Annotated in this window: 16 protein-coding genes; 6 read left to right on the forward strand and 10 right to left on the reverse strand. The window is 55.8% G+C overall.

From position 1 onward, the window contains the following. Positions 1-13: 13 nt before the first annotated feature. Positions 14-1513, reverse strand: a complete 1500-nt coding sequence (locus PAN31108_RS23620; protein ID WP_150671200.1) for a class I adenylate-forming enzyme family protein — start codon at positions 1511-1513, stop codon at positions 14-16. On the opposite strand from PAN31108_RS23620, the gene PAN31108_RS23625 reads away from it, so the two are divergent. Then, positions 1446-2693: a M14 family metallopeptidase gene (locus PAN31108_RS23625; RefSeq protein WP_246184118.1), complete on the forward strand. Its 1248-nt coding sequence runs from the start codon at positions 1446-1448 to the stop codon at positions 2691-2693. The two genes, PAN31108_RS23620 and PAN31108_RS23625, sit on opposite strands and share 68 nt — an antisense overlap. 5 nt (positions 2694-2698) lie before the next feature. Here PAN31108_RS23625 and PAN31108_RS23630 read toward each other — a convergent pair whose 3' ends face one another. From PAN31108_RS23630 to PAN31108_RS23655, 6 genes are read right to left on the reverse strand one after another with little or no spacing between them, the layout of a single operon-like run. Beyond that, on the reverse strand, positions 2699-3481 hold the full coding sequence (locus PAN31108_RS23630) for an ABC transporter permease (RefSeq protein WP_150671202.1): 783 nt from the start codon (positions 3479-3481) through the stop codon (positions 2699-2701). Positions 3482-3492: 11 nt separating this feature from the next. Further along, complete coding sequence (locus PAN31108_RS23635; RefSeq protein ID WP_150671203.1) at positions 3493-4266, reverse strand: ABC transporter ATP-binding protein; 774 nt, start codon at positions 4264-4266, stop codon at positions 3493-3495. Between the two features lie 24 nt (positions 4267-4290). Next, the gene (locus tag PAN31108_RS23640; RefSeq protein WP_150671204.1) at positions 4291-5370 is read right to left on the reverse strand and encodes an ABC transporter substrate-binding protein; all 1080 of its coding nucleotides are present in this window, start codon (positions 5368-5370) and stop codon (positions 4291-4293) included. Between the two features lie 8 nt (positions 5371-5378). Further along, on the reverse strand, positions 5379-5810 hold the full coding sequence (locus PAN31108_RS23645) for a PaaI family thioesterase (protein ID WP_150671205.1): 432 nt from the start codon (positions 5808-5810) through the stop codon (positions 5379-5381). After that, positions 5807-6820 (reverse strand): zinc-binding dehydrogenase, encoded by a 1014-nt coding sequence (locus PAN31108_RS23650; protein WP_150671206.1) that lies wholly within the window; start codon positions 6818-6820, stop codon positions 5807-5809. The genes PAN31108_RS23645 and PAN31108_RS23650 overlap by 4 nt, the downstream gene beginning before the upstream one ends. A 32-nt stretch (positions 6821-6852) precedes the next feature. After that, entirely contained in the window at positions 6853-7737 is an 885-nt protein-coding gene (locus tag PAN31108_RS23655; RefSeq protein WP_150671207.1) for a VOC family protein, read from the reverse strand. 728 nt (positions 7738-8465) lie between these two features. Here PAN31108_RS23655 and PAN31108_RS26520 point away from each other — a divergent pair. Beyond that, complete coding sequence (locus PAN31108_RS26520; protein WP_174995124.1) at positions 8466-8639, forward strand: hypothetical protein; 174 nt, start codon at positions 8466-8468, stop codon at positions 8637-8639. Positions 8640-9183: 544 nt separating this feature from the next. Next, positions 9184-10590: an FRG domain-containing protein gene (locus PAN31108_RS23660; RefSeq protein ID WP_150671208.1), complete on the forward strand. Its 1407-nt coding sequence runs from the start codon at positions 9184-9186 to the stop codon at positions 10588-10590. Between the two features lie 156 nt (positions 10591-10746). Here the strand turns inward: PAN31108_RS23660 and PAN31108_RS23665 are convergent, their stop codons facing one another. From PAN31108_RS23665 to PAN31108_RS23675, 3 genes are all read right to left on the reverse strand, one after another. Beyond that, the gene (locus PAN31108_RS23665; protein ID WP_150671209.1) at positions 10747-11505 is read right to left on the reverse strand and encodes a class I SAM-dependent methyltransferase; all 759 of its coding nucleotides are present in this window, start codon (positions 11503-11505) and stop codon (positions 10747-10749) included. 111 nt (positions 11506-11616) lie between these two features. Continuing rightward, complete coding sequence (locus PAN31108_RS23670; RefSeq protein ID WP_150671210.1) at positions 11617-12141, reverse strand: hypothetical protein; 525 nt, start codon at positions 12139-12141, stop codon at positions 11617-11619. 51 nt (positions 12142-12192) lie between these two features. After that, positions 12193-12546, reverse strand: a complete 354-nt coding sequence (locus PAN31108_RS23675) for a hypothetical protein (RefSeq protein WP_150671211.1) — start codon at positions 12544-12546, stop codon at positions 12193-12195. 69 nt (positions 12547-12615) lie between these two features. Here PAN31108_RS23675 and PAN31108_RS23680 point away from each other — a divergent pair, with 69 nt between their 5' ends. The 3 genes from PAN31108_RS23680 (at position 12616) to PAN31108_RS23690 (ending at position 14875) form a co-directional block, all read left to right on the forward strand. Next, positions 12616-12873, forward strand: a complete 258-nt coding sequence (locus PAN31108_RS23680; RefSeq protein ID WP_150671212.1) for a helix-turn-helix domain-containing protein — start codon at positions 12616-12618, stop codon at positions 12871-12873. 539 nt (positions 12874-13412) lie between these two features. Beyond that, entirely contained in the window at positions 13413-13709 is a 297-nt protein-coding gene (locus tag PAN31108_RS23685; protein WP_150671213.1) for a hypothetical protein, read from the forward strand. Between the two features lie 785 nt (positions 13710-14494). After that, complete coding sequence (locus PAN31108_RS23690; protein WP_150671214.1) at positions 14495-14875, forward strand: hypothetical protein; 381 nt, start codon at positions 14495-14497, stop codon at positions 14873-14875. The last annotated feature ends 359 nt before the right edge of the window (positions 14876-15234 follow it).

Genomic DNA, 15234 nt, shown 5'->3' on the forward strand with positions numbered 1-15234 from the left:
ATTCACCGAATGTTCAGTCCGGAATTCTGACTCGCAGCGCATTTCTGTCAATCTTGTTTGTCGCCGCCAACGGCATGGCATCGATGAAATAGACTCGCCGGGGATGTTGATATGCGGGTGCGTTGGCAAGCGTGAACCGCTTGATATCCTCCTCCGTCACATGCTGTCCATCTCGAAGCACGACGAAAGCGACCGGCTTCTGCCCCTTGATCTCATCAGGCACCGGAAGCACGCAAGCCTGCAACACTTCGGGCATCTTCTCGATGACCTGCTCCACCTCTCCCGGATAAATGTTCTCGCCACCACAGTTGAACATATCGTCGGCGCGGCCGACGAAATGAAAACACCCATTGGCATCGCACTTGAAGATATCGCCGGTCTTGTACCAGCCGTCGGGCGTCAGGACTTCGGCCGTCCTCTCGGGCATGTTCAAGTACCCGCTCATATTGGCGGGCGTCCGTAGCCATAGCTCCCCCTCGTGAGCATCCTGTCCGCTTTCGTTTATCAGCCTGGCCTCGACCCCTGGGAGGGGCCATCCCAGTCCACCACCCACAGGGAGCTTTCGACCTTGCGTCGGGCCAAACGTAATTGGCCCACCTTCCGTCGTACCGTACCCGCCTGCGATGGTAGCGTTGGGAAAAGCCGCCTGCACAGCGGCATACAATTGCGGCGTGGCCGGTGCCGACCCCATGCGAACATATCGAACGGCCGATGTATCAATGCTAGCCAGCGCATCGGTCTCCCGAACAACCATCGCCATCATCGTTGGCACAGACGTCACCCACGTCACACTGAATTTCCCGATCGCTTCGATAAACGTCTTTGCTTGAAACTGCGGCATCAAAACTACACTGGCATGCGCACTCAGGGCGAACTTGCATGCGGCAAGCGCGTTCATATGAAATAGCGGGGCGGCGACAATCATGCGCTCCTCATCGAACGACTGACGCGTCGCGAATCGGGCCTTAACCGTCCAGATCTGTCCATCGTGAGAGAGCTGAACGCCTTTGGGCCGTCCCGTGGAACCGGACGTGTAAAGAATCATTGCGCATTCGTCCCGCTCCGGTTCGATTGCGTCAAACGGACCGAAGTCGAGCAGGGCGTCCCAGACGGGCCCGTTCAACGGCATGCCGTCGACTCCAGCAGGAACCAGACCGATGCGCGGATCGTCCACGAAAACGGCCTTCGCGCCGCAGTCAGCCAGAATGAACGACACCGTCTCGGAAGACAGCTTGTGATTGACGGGAACCGCAATCATTCCCGCACGAAGAATTGCCAGGTAGGCGATCAGAAACTCGGCGCAATTTGCGCTCATCAGGCCGATCGCATCGCCTCGCCGGTAGCCGCGTGCGAGCAAACCACGAGCACAAGCGTCCGCAAGATCGTCGAGCTGGCCGTGCGTGAGCATAAGGGGCACGCCCTCACTGCTGCAGTCGACAATGGCTATGACATCCCTCGCCTTTGTCGCATTCGTCAATTTCCCGAGATTGCTCCACGAATTCTCATTCCGCATGATGACTGTCCGTACTGAATTGAAAAAAAATGCTAAAGCGCCTGTGCAAAACTGGGGGCTTCATTCATCGTGTCCACCGAAGGAGCCAATGATGTCCCCGAGTGTCTTTTCCGAAACCTATGCTGAAGCGAGAGAGAAATTTCTGAATGCCGCGAGTGAGGCGGGAGCGAGCATTCGCTCGTACCAGCATCCGTCCGAAACGGGCCCGCACGGTGAATCGCTTTATCTCGACGCTGCCTTTGCGGGGAATATGAACGCTCGGAAAGTGCTGGTTGTTGGGAGCGGGACGCATGGGATCGAGGGATACTCCGGCTCCGCCGCACAGACCCATTGGCTGAACCTGCATGGACACACCCTTCCGGCCGACGTTGCTGTCCTCATGCTGCACGCTCACAATCCATGGGGTTTCGCACACGCCTTGCGCTTCACGGAAGAAAACGTCGACCTGAACCGGAATTTCGTCGATTTCTCCGCACCGCTCCCCGAGAATCCGCAATACGAACGGGTACATGAAGCCATCTCGCTCAAGTGCTGGGACGAGTCCTCGGTCGACAGCATGTTCGAAGCGCTGGATCGCATTCGCGAGGACATCGGCGAGCAAGCATTCTCCGACGCCTTCAACGGCGGCCAATACACCCACGCTGACGGAATCTTCTACGGAGGCGTTCGTGAGCAATGGTCCAATCGCGCATTTCGCGGTGCGCTTTCCGAGCATCTCGGAAATGCCACCGAGGTGGCCATGATCGACTTCCATACCGGAATCGGGCCTGAGCGAGGACATGTCTTTCTCTGTTTCCATGAATCTGGCAGTGCCTCCTACGAGCGCGCTCGTGCCTATTGGGGTGAGCGCGCGGTCAATCGAGAAGGTGTGACACACAAGGCCATCGCGAAGTACCAGGGCCTCCTGGTGGACGCTTTCGTGAACAGCCTGCCTCATGCCGAGACCACTGCCGTCGTTGTCGAGTTCGGCACCCTTCCCCGACGCGCGATGCAACGCGCTTCGATGGCTGCACGCTGGCTTAGGACGGCTACGGCGGATAGCAGACTACGCGCAGGACTCATGTCGTCGATCCGTGAAGCGTTTTACCCCAATGCCCCGGACTGGCGCGAAGGTGTCCTTCGTCAGTCCGGGGAAATCGTGAATCAGGCTGTCGCTGGTTTGCGCGACGGCAAAAGATGAGCTCACTACTCAGAGAGGGATCGACTGCTCTCGCTTCGATCCCAGAACACCAGCCTCCTATGCAAGAGCTTAATTAACTGGCTGCCGCCAATGCCCATGGCAGCGAGACTGATCAGTGCGGCGAACATCGTGCTGGTATCCAACGTCGTCGTCGCCGCATTGATCAGATATCCGAGTCCCTCGGTTGACGACACGAACTCTGCAACGACCGCACCGATCAGCCCGAGCACCACCGAAATCTGAAGTCCGGCGAAGATGTGCCCGGCGGCTGACGGAATCTTGATACGCGTCAGAATGTGCCAGCGGCTGGCCGAAAATGCCTTCATGAGATCGATAAGCGACGGATCGGTGGCTTTCAGGCCAACGGCCGTATTGACGAACATCGGAAAAAAGCAAACCAGCCCCACCATCACGACTTTCGACCCAAGGCCAAACCCGAACCACACGAGAATGAGCGGTGCCAGAGCCACCTTCGGCATCGACTGAAGTCCCAGCACGAACGGGTACAGCAAGCGTTCGATGGATCGGAACTCGGCGAACAGAATACCCACCACGAACGCCAGCACGCATCCTGAGACGTAGCCAAGGAGCGTGCTCATCAACGTGAACCTGAAATCCCCCCAAAAAGCGCCGTCGATATAGCCTCGCTTGAGTGCCGCGGCGACTCCATCGAGCGATGGAAGAATATAGTTGGGCACTCCCCACCGGCTCACGGCCAGATACCAGACGCCAACAAGAGCGCAGAGAAGCGCCAGCGGGTAAAGCACCGTTTTGGTACGTTCTTTCATGTCATATCCGCCTAGCGAGGTGCGTTCGAGAACATCGCGCGAAGCTCGGAACACAGTTCGGCAAAGCGCGGGTGGGACAGGGTTTCCTGAGTTCGAGGTACCGGAAGATCCACGGTCACCTCACGGAGGATCCGTGCCGGCCGGGCCGAGAGCACAATGACGCGATTCGAAAGGAAGACGGCTTCCGGAATCGAATGCGTGATGAAGAGGACCGACTTACGCGTCTCCATCCAGATACGCTGAAGCTCCTCCATCATGTGTTCGCGCGTCATGGCATCGAGTGCAGCGAACGGTTCGTCCATCAGAAGCAGGCTCGGGTCGTGAATCAAGCCACGCGCAATACCGACACGCTGCTGCATTCCCCCCGACAGCTCGTACGGATAGTGGCTCTCGAACTTCTCCAGCCCCATCATCTTGAGCAGCGACCGGGCCCGCAGTGCGCCTTCCTCGACATTCATGCCAAGCGTTCTGATGGGTAGCAGAACGTTTTCCAGAACCGTTTGCCACGGCAGCAGTGTGGCCTGCTGAAAAACGATGCCGACGTCTCGTCTAGGGCCCTTGATAGGCCTCCCACCGAATTCTGCGATGCCGCTCGATGGCGCAAGAAGGCCTGACGCGACCTTGAGCAACGTCGACTTGCCGCAGCCGGAGGGGCCGAGGACCGATAGAAACTCGCCTGCTCCGAGAGAAGTGCTGAACGAATCTAGTGCCTTGGTCGCCCCGCGAGACGACTGGTAAGTCACAGTGAGTTTCTCGGCCCGAAACACCGGCGCCAGATTGGTCATGGGAACGCCTCTGTCCATCAGAATTTATTCCTTGAACGCTTTTGCCTGCGCCACAACCTTCGCGGCGTCGAACTTGGCGAACTCGGGAACCAGTGCATTGGTATAGCAGCCTTGAACATTGGCTGCCCGAGCCTGCATCTGCCCACCTTGGTACAAAGCCTCCGCAAAATTGCCCCAGGCCTGCGGGTCAGACTCCCCCCACCGGCGCGCAGTTTGGCCACCAGGAAACGCCAACATCCGGGTAAGCCGAGCGGAAAGCACCTGAACGCCGTCGGCCAGAACCTTCGCAGGATCGCCCACCGGTTTCGTATTCGGGTATTCCTTCCAGAACAGTTCGACGCACGCCACCTTGTTGGCCTCGCAGAAGACCGTCGCCTTCGCGATAGCACGACCAAAGCCGCCCAGCAGCTGAGGCTTATCGCGAATCATGTCGTCGTGCGCAACCAATCCGTTGCTCGGTAACTGCGAATACCGCACCAACTGGCTCAAACGACGGATCTTCGTTCCCTGGGATTCGAGGGTCGCGATTTGGGTGTCGTACAGGTTGATGGCGTCGATGCTCTTGTTGGTTAGCGCCAGAAAAGCAGCACTTCCCGTACCGACCGGAACCAACGTTGCATTGACACCGATATCCTTGAACTCGGCACGGGTGATGGGAACGTTGCCGAACGTCATCGCCCCGACGCCGATGTTCTTCCCATTCAGATCCTTCAGCGATTTGATCGGGGAGTCAGCGTTGACAACGAACTCCCAGATCGACGTTCGCGCGGAGTTGTAGAAGAATTTCAGCGGCAGCGGCTGCTTCCCCGGTTCATGGGAAAGGATGAGCGTGTCGGGATTGGGGTAGCCGATGTCGACACGCTTCGAGAGCATTTGCGGGATGAGCGTGCCAGCCCCCTTGAAGCTGATCATCTCGACATCAAGCCCCTCCTCTTTGAAGTAATTCATTTGTTTCGCCACGACCACGGGTGCTTGCGCCAGCGTCATATCCGTCGTATTGCCGTAGCGAATTCTGGTGAGTTCCGCGCTGGCTGCAAGCGACCAACCCGCCAACAGCAGGCCTCCACCCACAAGCGCAAAACGATATGTATGTTTGCAAAGCATGCCCCCCCTTACCCGGAAATGGGCACGTAGGTTCCGCGCCCGATCGCCACCAGCTTTCCGTCGGGAGACATCACTTCGATATCGACGACAGCTGAAGTCTTGCCGATCTTTCGAACAACCGACACGCAGTCGACATACTCGCCAATGGCTGGACGTAAGTAGTCGATGCGCAGATTCATCGTCGGCACCCCACCGCCCACAAGCATGCCGACAGCAAAATCACCAACGACATCGATCAGCGCCGCGAGCGGTCCTCCATGAAACTGACGCGTACCAGCACCTCGCTCGAACATGTCGGAAAGTGGCATCCGTACGCCGAAGCGTGAACGCTCATGATCGACCTCGGTAACGCTGAGATTCATGGTTCGGATGAACGCCGAACGAGCGAAGATTGCGGCGATCTCGTCGCGGCCGATATGTGTGGAGGATGTTGTACTCATGCCTTCACCACCACTTTTCCGAACACAAGGCGGTCCTCGAGTTGTCGGAAGGCCTCATTTACTTCGGACAGGTGGTAGGTCTTATCGATCACCGGCAGGAGCTTGCCCTGGCGAACCAGATCCAGAAGGCTCGTGAGGTCTTCACGTGCCCAGCCATTGGAGCCGAGAATCTGCAGCTCATAGCTCCAGATGAAACGCAGATCCTCCTTCGGGTCGTAACCCGCAGTGGCACCGCATGTCAAAACGCGGCCACCCCGATGCAATGTGCGAAGCGACTTCACCCAGGTGTCTCCCCCCGTAAAGTTCACGGCCACGTCGACACCGTTCTCATGGAGACGACGATGCGGTTTGCCAAACTTTGCGAAGACCCATTTCATGAAATCGTCTTTTTTATAGTTGAGCAAATGATCTGCGCCCAGCGACTTGAGGCGATCCAGCTTCTCTTCGCTCGACGCCGCGGCAATGACTTCAGCCCCGGCCAGCTTCGCCAGTTGCACGCAGCATGTGCCCACACCGCCCGAAGCCCCGAGGATCAGCACACGCTCGCCGGCACTGATCTTGCCGATGGCCATCATCATGCGCCACGCTGTGCCGTAGGCGACCGGCAGGCTTGCGGCAACCTCGTAGCTCACATCGCCCGGGAGAGAGACCAGGTGGTGATCCGGGACCGCACAGTACTCGGCCAGTCCGCCGTGGCGGGCCTCACCGATCACACCACCGAAAGTCTTGCGGTCCGACGGGTCAATGAGCACACGATCACCCACTTTCCAACCGCCGACGACATTCGGCCCGACTTCGACGATTTCGCCGGCAAAATCGAGCCCCATGATGATGGGCATAGGAACGGAAATACCCGGCATGCCATTGCGGGTAAACACGTCGTGATAGTTCAACGACGCGGCCCCCACCTTGACGATGACCTCGCCCGCTTGAGCGACGGGGTCAGGAAAATCGGTTTCATACGAGATACTGCCGGGACCACCATGTTCGTAAATTACGGCTGCTTTCATGACTACCGCTCTCCAATCTTAGAAGTGATTGTTTATGCCTGTACAAACTGAATAGGCGAGACTGTTCCCTCAAGGGGACCAACCCAGACCGAGCGCTTCTCCGTTCCGATCTGAGAGGCCAGCTCGTATGTAATGCCCACGTCGCCAAGATAAGCTTCGAGACGCTCCAGAGAATCGACGTCAATGCACGCAGCGCCTACGCGCTCGAATGCATCAGCACAGGCTCGAGGCACCATCGAGCGCATGGCCTGCGATCCACAAACCCAAAGCTCTCCGCTTCGCAAAGCAAAGCGAAATGCACCGCAGCACGATTGGGCTGGCCCCAGCAACGTTGCGAGCTGGTTGCTCCGCTCGTCAGGCCTGTCGCTCACCAGATAGACTCGACTGAGACCGAGTGCACCGTTCGGATGAGATAGATAGTGGGGCTGCCATAGGACGTCGCGTGTCTTGTGTTCGATAACGATGAAGCGAGCGTCGGGAAACGCATGTATATCGGGATAGACATTGGCGAACCTCGCACAGCGAACATGCTCACCTTGTGCACCGAATGCAGCGTCACGCTCGAGCCGAATAGGAGCGGAAACATGTACGCCTCGCTTTACGTACTCACGGTAAGCTTCGTTAACGTCCGCGGTATCGAGTGCAACAATGTGGAGCCCCTCATACTTTGCGAGCATGGCCTTCACGTTGCTGGGCAGCGATGGGTCGACCAACCCCAGAATCTCGAAGTACCCTCGCTGAAACATGGCGCATTGATTTCCCGACCCCCACGGGACCACCGGACCGCCGGGCTCAAGACTTCCCGCATGCATGCTTTTTGCTGTCAGCTGAAATCCGAGTCGGAGATAAGCGACGCTCGAATCGCCAAGATTTCGTACTGCAAGGCCAACATGATCCAATCCCAGATCTACCGTCACAACGCCTCCACTAGCCGCTCAGTCAAAGCAATTTTGTGAATCCATCATACGTGGCACATCTGGAATAAATTATTCAACAACGTGCGCAATGATTGGCAAATAGGAAAATAAATTCCCCCAACATGAGCTTCCGTATTAATTAATTCCAAAATAAGGGTTTCTACGGGTGCAAGATACGGGAGCCGCCCCTCGAAAAACGAAGCCTCCCAGGAGCAATTAGTTCTTCGAGCTCTGGGGCTTGTGACGCAAACGAAGTCCGGCAACGTGGCTCGTTACTACTAACCGGAGTGGTTGACATCCGCAGCCAGATAGACACCCGTGATCAGCCTCCAACAGAAAATTGCGCACTTTCGCTGGCGAATTCACGAAACACAAGCCCCCCCAAAAAACAAACTCTATCAATCCAATTCATATAGACAAAAAAACATCAAATCAAGATCCAAATTCATAAGAAATTCTGAACCTAATTTATTACAATTTCCAATTTTCAATTCAAAAAATATATTTGTATTATTTTTTACATTCATCAGCCATGCGGGCAACCTCACCTTGAATCCCACATCGATGCTACCCTGAAAAATTTTTGCGATGAGAACTCGATATTTTTTAGAATTTTTATGCCCTGACGGGCCAGAGATTTGCATGAAAAAATCGGAGCTCAAAAAAGATCAGACAGCACATCCAATCCAGCGTGCCGAGGGACCACGATTACGGAAGATTGCCGGAGGATGGCGGGTGCGCAAGCCGCGTTCAACAACAGGAAAAAGTTCGGATGCCTTGGTGCTTACGAACTAAGGCGCCTGAAACGGCTGGAAGAAGAAGACACTCGACTTCAGCGCTTGGTGGCCGATCTCAGCCAAGACGAGCAGATGCTGCTCGATCTGTTGAAAAAGCAGTTGTGAGTCCCGCTCACAAGCGCGAAGAGAGTCACATTCCCTGTTGAACGAGGGCAACAAAATTAAATAGTTCCACCTGCGGCAGCACGCTGGTGAAATCGCCACCTCGATCTCAAAGTTGTGCTGGTGATGCGACCTGCCGAGACGCACGTTTATTACAAGCCGGTGAGGGCCCAACCCTGAGAGCAACTGAGATTCGCAGAACCGATCGTGGTCATGAGCAAAATCTCCGTCAGTCAGTTATCGCACGACGGTCCTACGCCCGTACTCAGCCGATGCGTTTTCGCCCCGCCGCCTACGTCGCCGGCAACGGTGCTCTTCGACTCTGAACCTTGCCTGTAGCTGGAATGAAACTGGAACTGAGCCGAGTACAATTCCGATCAGAACTTCCGGCTCAGTGGGGATCTCAATGGAAGAGAGGTCGATAGCTGGACCACCACAATCTCACGTGCGCCAAGACCGCACTGTTTGATGCCAGGCAACCCGCCTAGGCGAGCGGCGACGGACGTAGCCTTGAACAACACAATAGACTTAGGAACGGGGACGAACAGTGGAGAGCTTCAACTACATCTCCTTCGGTAATCGGGAATACCTAGAGGGGAACGTCAACGATGTCCTCATGGGCCGGGGACGCATGTTTGAATACACACCATCTGACACTGAGAAGCGACTTGAAAGTCTCGATTCCACGGCGATCGCTTTTCTCGAAGGGCTGCCGACCTTTCTATGCAGCGAGATCGAGCCAACCGGAAACGTGTTCTCAATGCTCATCAAGTTCGGTCGGATTTCCCACACCACGCCCGTGCCAAGAGCAGTCTCCACCACGTTTGAAACGTTGATCGATTTCGGTGAGGTCGTGTTCGACCACATTGAGGCAGCCAGGGCGGTGTTCAGCGCTGATCGATTCCAGCTCTACCGCACTCACTGGGCAGTTCGTGAAGGCGACGCGCGGATGGTGTTACGCCGATTGGCCGATCTTAAGCCCGACCTCGCGCATCTCGTTGTGGCACAGGAGACGCCCGCTGCCGGCGCTGTGGCGATACAACCTCCGCCGCGTGACAAGAGAATCCTAGGCGTCGCTGACAGTGTGGAGTCATTCCTCCAACTCCTCTACAGCTCGCCAGGAAAAGTTGCGACTGAGACGTTTTTTCGAGGCCACAGTGATTCACGTTATGAGCTAACGCCGTCACTGCTGCGCAAATGGGAGAATGGCGACTGGCAGTTCATGCCAAGCGAGGACCGGCTATGCAAGGAATTGCTGATTGCTCATTACGATGAGTTCCAGGGAGACGAGTATTGTTTCGACCGCCTCGTGCGTATGCAGCACTACGGCTTGCCTACGAGACTGTTGGACATCTCGGGTAATCCGCTGGTGGCGCTATTCTTCGCCTGCTCCTGCAGGTCAGACCAATTGGAAATTGAAGGTGAGGTTATCGTCTTTCAAGTCTCGTCGGAAGTGGTGAAATACTTTGACTCGGATACCGTCAGTTGCCTTTCAAACCTATCCAACCTGACGTATTCGCAGAAGAATGAGATCGATCTAAGCCTAGACAAAGACGCATTCAATGGAACAGACGTCGCCGAAAAGCTGCTCCATCACATTAAGTCAGAGAAAGGATTTTTTGAGAGACGGATCGTCCCAGACGACCTAAGGTCGATCATTTGTGTGAAAGCAAAGCGTACTAATACGCGCATCAAATCGCAGTCCGGCGCCTTTCTGCTGTTTGGGCTCGAAGCGGCACTCCCCGATGCTGGCCAGGATGGGATCGAAATAAGCCGGGTCTTGATCCGGAACAAGGCGCACATTCTCGAACAGCTCGATCGAATTAACATCAACGCGACAACTGTATATCCCAGCATCGACCAGACCGCGGTTCATCTGAGGGATCAACATCGGGCGCCGCCCCCCGTGAAGACAGACGCTATTGCTCCGCCCAACGACGCTCCAGAAACCTGATGGGACGGCTGCCGTGCGTGGTTAGGTCCAGATGCGGCTGCAGCGAACAGTTCAGAGAATAGAGCCCCATTATGCGGATGTACGGATTCGATCACCCGCATGAATTGAGTGTGGGAGGCATCAGAAATACGATCTGCGGGTGAAGCCCTCGCTCCGTTATTTGATCAAGGACGCAATCAAGAACTTGTTGGTCAACACTCGGCCGTCAACATTTAGTCGAAGCTGCGCGCTCTTCTCGGAAGCATAAGCCAGCTCACCGGACTTTCGCAGCGCTCGGCGATACGCGCGATAGCTAACACCGAAGATCGCAGGGTAGAAAGGCAGCATTAGCCACTGCGACGACGAGCTCTTTTCGGTCCGATGCACCGTCATCGATGCAAACCCCGCGAGCATCGACAACGTCCGAAGTTGCTGTGCGCCCAGGAGAAACAAATGCCCGTAGTAACGTCGCCCGCCAGACTCCCCCCATACGCTCTCCATCGCACTCACCGGTGTTCCTCGCAGGATCTCACTTTCGAAACATAGATATGCCAGCTTTGACGCCAATGAACTCCGATTGGGGGTCGTGAGGAATAGCTCTCCTCCAGGCTTGAGAATTCGGCAGATTTCCTGCAGCGCGGACAAGTGGTTGGGGAGATGCTCGATGACTTCCTGCAGGATGACTACGTCAACCGACTCGCTCTCGATCGGCAACCCCTCCATGATGTCGGCGTACTGCGCCCCACCCTCCAGCTTGCAACTCTCCGGCATGATGTCGTACGGCGTCACGTCCGCACCGAGCCCCCGCAGTATGTAAGTTGTTCGCCCGTCGCCGCACGCGAGATCCACCACTGACTTTCCGTGCCAGTCGCTGCGACTCTTTAGGATTCGGTCGACGTTACGGCCAATACCTACGCCGATTTCTTTTTCAAACATGATGACTTCGTAAATATTGTTCGCACCCTATGCGGTGCATGACTCGGCGCAAGACTGACTGCCCCAAAAGAAATGCCGTTACCCCGGCTGACATCTGCTCAATCTCAAGTGCTACCAACGTTTGCGCACGCATGGAGTGCCCCGTCGGTAGCAGCTGTCGTAGTAGTCATTGATCGGCTTGCCCATGCTCGGGTCGGTGACGTTGTCCTCATAAACGTCCTGCACGATAGCCGCCATGTATCCCTGGGCAGAGATCGGCATCGCACCAACAAACGCCATCTGCTGCACTTGAGATAACCCATCATTGCGGCAACGAATAACCCGCTCTGCGATGCTGTACTTCTCGTCGACAAGCACGGGACAAGCCGAAGCAGCACGCTTTGCTGCTTCGAAGTCACTCTTCGTCGTCTGCCCTGCCCCACCTTGCCCCGTGGCTCCGCTCATGCTCCTCCCCGAATATGGGGCCGACTGATCCGCTTGGGACGCCGACGTGACCTGTGAAGACACAAGACCGTTAGCAAACGAAGCCGCATCGCGCGCTGACTGCACCAGCCCGGATAGTTGGTTTAGTTGTGCATGCCCGACGATCGGGCCGAGCGCGAAAAGAAGTACAAAAAGACATCTCGACTTGGTCATGCTGGTCCTTGGGTTCTTCGGATTTAAGGTTTTTGCGCCAAATGAAACGACTCACGGCAGCCTGTGAGACCGATCCTGTCTGTCTAGCTGAGTTGCACACGTGCGGAAAAGCGAATCACCTAGTAACCCGCATCGTTTCAACGTGGCGAGGCGACTGCGACGAATTTCCATGCATTGCGACTCATCTCCCAAAAGCGTCAATGCCGCGCGCTCCAGTTCTCCTCGAACTTTGTGACGAGCAACCAGGTACGGCACCACGACAAACACGCCGAAAAATGCACTCGCCAGCAACCAGGCTCCCGCCGAGAGCCAAACTCGGTTGACGCGAAGAGCGTGAATATCCACCTGAATCGCCACCGCAAGCAAAGCACTTGTGCCCAGCCAAGCCACCATCAGAATGCTCATGAGTCCTCCTCGCGCAACAAACCCGTATGCGCATTTCGCATATGATAAATGCGAATTTAGAATTTTTCCATGCCTCATCCAATTCATGACCCCCGCTACCAAGTAGTTGCCGCCCGCCTTCGTGAACTGCGCGAAGCGCGTGGCTGGTTTCAACACGATGTCGCTGATCGACTTGGAAGGAACCAGACTTTCGTCTCAAAGTACGAGAGTGGTATTCGGAGAGTCGATGTGATTGAATTGCTCGACATCCTGCGCGTACTCGGTGCCGACCCGCATGAGTTCCTTGACTACATTAGCGCCCCGTCAATGAACGCTCTGCCACGCTGAAAAGCGTTCCCAGCCGAACATGAGGACACGGCAATCAATCGTCTTCCATCCCCTCAGCCAAACTGCCCAGCCCTTCCCCATAAAGGGGGACGCTTCAGGGGGGTGCACCAGCGATAGCGTTGACCGTCGGGTCTATCAACTTCCTCCGACCGTAAAACGGGCAGCTGCCCTTGCGCACCGTGTAGCGGCATCACAAAAAAATCACCAAAATTCCGTCTGATTTTGCATTTTTGATCGAAAAATCACAAAAATTAGAATTTTTCACCAAAAATCCTGATTTTTTGATATATTTGGCGAGAATCGATCAAACTCGGTTCTGCTGTCACGCGACCGTTCGCTAGCTTCTCGCGAGCAGCAAATCTGCTTCTGTGTGAGATATCTAGCCTCACACAGTCAGCAACGCAAACCCAGCATCTTGTTGTATGTCGCCACCTCCGGCGTCTTTCCAAGCATCAACCTCGGCTGAAATTCCCTAGTTCTCTTTGACTTATCCGCACCCGCGGAGGGCCTCTTGCAGTCATTTTACTTAGGATACCTATATGAAATCCTTGCCTAAAAATCCGCCCCGCTTCCTCCTTGGAACCGTGCTGGCCACTGCTGGAGCATTCGATCTGATCGAACGCACCGGAACCAATGCAGTAGAGCTGCTCATGCGACACGTGAGCGGTGACTGGGGAACCGTATGCGAAGCCGATGCGCTGCTGAACGATTTGGCAGTCGCTGCCGGCGAACGGGTGCTCTCCGCGTATGAAATCGGGCCGGAGCGCGAGTTGATATGGGTCATTACGGAAGCCGATCGCAGCGCGACAACACTGCTTTTGCCGCGAGACTACTAATGCCCTTCACCGTGCAAAAACTCCTCCCTGCACTCCGCGCGGGTTTGCGACTGACGATTGTGGGATCGAACTCACCAGCGTTCAGTTTTCAGGGAAGCTTCGACTCGTCATGTGCACTGCACGCGGCTGCGATGGCGCTCGCCGTACACCAATGCATGCCCAACCCACTGCGCCCGGCGTCCCGATACTCCGCAGATCAACATGAGTTCATCCTCCGCGCAGGACAGTTTTGGCATTCAGGAGTATCGCTGCCGCAGTTGTGTCATCTGCTTGAGAAGTTGGATTTGGGATTGACGCCAAAGCACTTCGAAGGACCGCACCCGGATGTCTTGCGGTTTTGCACAGAACAAGTGCTGGCAGGATGGCCAGTCGTACTTTGCTTTCACGAATGGCACCGGACCACTAAGCATGCGGCACTCGCCATCGGTGTTGAAGGGATTCAGTCGGGCAGAGTGCTGCACCCGCACGCCCTCCTCCTGATCGATTCTGCCGAGTATGAGCCGTGCTTGGCCGCATATAACGCCAGATTCACATGGTGTTCAGACGACACGTCGGCAAGCACACGTGCGCTCTACGAAACGGCGTTCCAGCGAAGCAAGATCGTGGCCGTTGGAGCTATCGCAATCAAGAAGCGCAAAAGGAAGACGAGCACGCATGACAAGCCGCCATAGCGCCGCCCCAGCATCACTCATCAGCAACGGATGTCAATTTGTCATCCGTCAGCCGATCACGCGTCAACAACCATTGCCGCACCACTACTTTTTCGCATACTCAAGGATGTCAAAATGACTCACCCTGTCGAAAACAACGATTCGCAAGAACCCGCATCAACCCAGCCACGTCGCAACCGTACCGCGCGATGGATATGGGCCATCGTGTGCGCCGTCGTCGCATTCTTTGCCGTGTCGGTCTATCTATCACCCAAGTCGCACGCGTTCCCACTCAAGTACTTGTGTCTATGGATTGCCGGCAGCATTCTCGGCTACATCGGCGTACGACTTGGCGACGGCGTTCGACGCATCATGCAGCCGGACGTACTCGTGACAAGTGCTCGAGTTTCAGACGCCATCTGGACGCGCATCTGCTGGGCGATCGGGCCGCAGATTGTTGGGCTCTATCTTGGCACCGTAGTCGGCACGAGCATATTGGTCGACTGGATCGCTTGACGTTGGAATGATGTAATTGGCAGTTTTGACGGGCATGTCATTTTGTCATCGCGACCATTGGGAGTCATGGTGCTTGCGAATTCGTTGATGTCGCGATCTACCACATGACACTTTGACATCGGGGACAGATTGACATGCCCACAGTGCGCTATGCCCTGAATGACAGGGGCATACGTGCGGATGTCAATTTGTCACGGGATGTACTGATGACCTCGTGCAGCAGTGATGGAGTGACAAACTGTGTATATAGAGTATGTAATACGGTAACTGACCTGCCCCCGATTTTAGTCCGAAACGCTTTTAGAGTCCGAGGTTAAAAACTTCTGTTCTTCATGCGCCCGAGCAAACTGCTCGGGCGT

It is taken from the genome of Pandoraea anhela, from assembly GCF_902459655.1.
GTDB lineage: Bacteria > Pseudomonadota > Gammaproteobacteria > Burkholderiales > Burkholderiaceae > Pandoraea > Pandoraea anhela.

Excerpts from the sequence above, each read along its gene's own strand:
- PAN31108_RS23665 (WP_150671209.1), bottom strand. The coding sequence starts at position 11,505 with ATGTTTGAAAAAGAAATCGGCGTAGGTATTGGCCGTAACGTCGACCGA.
- PAN31108_RS23675 (WP_150671211.1), bottom strand. The coding sequence starts at position 12,546 with ATGAGCATTCTGATGGTGGCTTGGCTGGGCACAAGTGCTTTGCTTGCG.
- PAN31108_RS23650 (WP_150671206.1), bottom strand. The coding sequence starts at position 6,820 with ATGAAAGCAGCCGTAATTTACGAACATGGTGGTCCCGGCAGTATCTCG.
- PAN31108_RS23630 (WP_150671202.1), bottom strand. The coding sequence starts at position 3,481 with ATGAAAGAACGTACCAAAACGGTGCTTTACCCGCTGGCGCTTCTCTGC.
- PAN31108_RS23690 (WP_150671214.1), top strand. The coding sequence starts at position 14,495 with ATGACTCACCCTGTCGAAAACAACGATTCGCAAGAACCCGCATCAACC.
- PAN31108_RS23645 (WP_150671205.1), bottom strand. The coding sequence starts at position 5,810 with ATGAGTACAACATCCTCCACACATATCGGCCGCGACGAGATCGCCGCA.
- PAN31108_RS23680 (WP_150671212.1), top strand. The coding sequence starts at position 12,616 with ATGCCTCATCCAATTCATGACCCCCGCTACCAAGTAGTTGCCGCCCGC.
- PAN31108_RS23620 (WP_150671200.1), bottom strand. The coding sequence starts at position 1,513 with ATGCGGAATGAGAATTCGTGGAGCAATCTCGGGAAATTGACGAATGCG.
- PAN31108_RS23670 (WP_150671210.1), bottom strand. The coding sequence starts at position 12,141 with ATGACCAAGTCGAGATGTCTTTTTGTACTTCTTTTCGCGCTCGGCCCG.
- PAN31108_RS23635 (WP_150671203.1), bottom strand. The coding sequence starts at position 4,266 with ATGACCAATCTGGCGCCGGTGTTTCGGGCCGAGAAACTCACTGTGACT.
- PAN31108_RS23640 (WP_150671204.1), bottom strand. The coding sequence starts at position 5,370 with ATGCTTTGCAAACATACATATCGTTTTGCGCTTGTGGGTGGAGGCCTG.
- PAN31108_RS23685 (WP_150671213.1), top strand. The coding sequence starts at position 13,413 with ATGAAATCCTTGCCTAAAAATCCGCCCCGCTTCCTCCTTGGAACCGTG.
- PAN31108_RS26520 (WP_174995124.1), top strand. The coding sequence starts at position 8,466 with ATGGCGGGTGCGCAAGCCGCGTTCAACAACAGGAAAAAGTTCGGATGC.
- PAN31108_RS23625 (WP_246184118.1), top strand. The coding sequence starts at position 1,446 with ATGACATCCCTCGCCTTTGTCGCATTCGTCAATTTCCCGAGATTGCTC.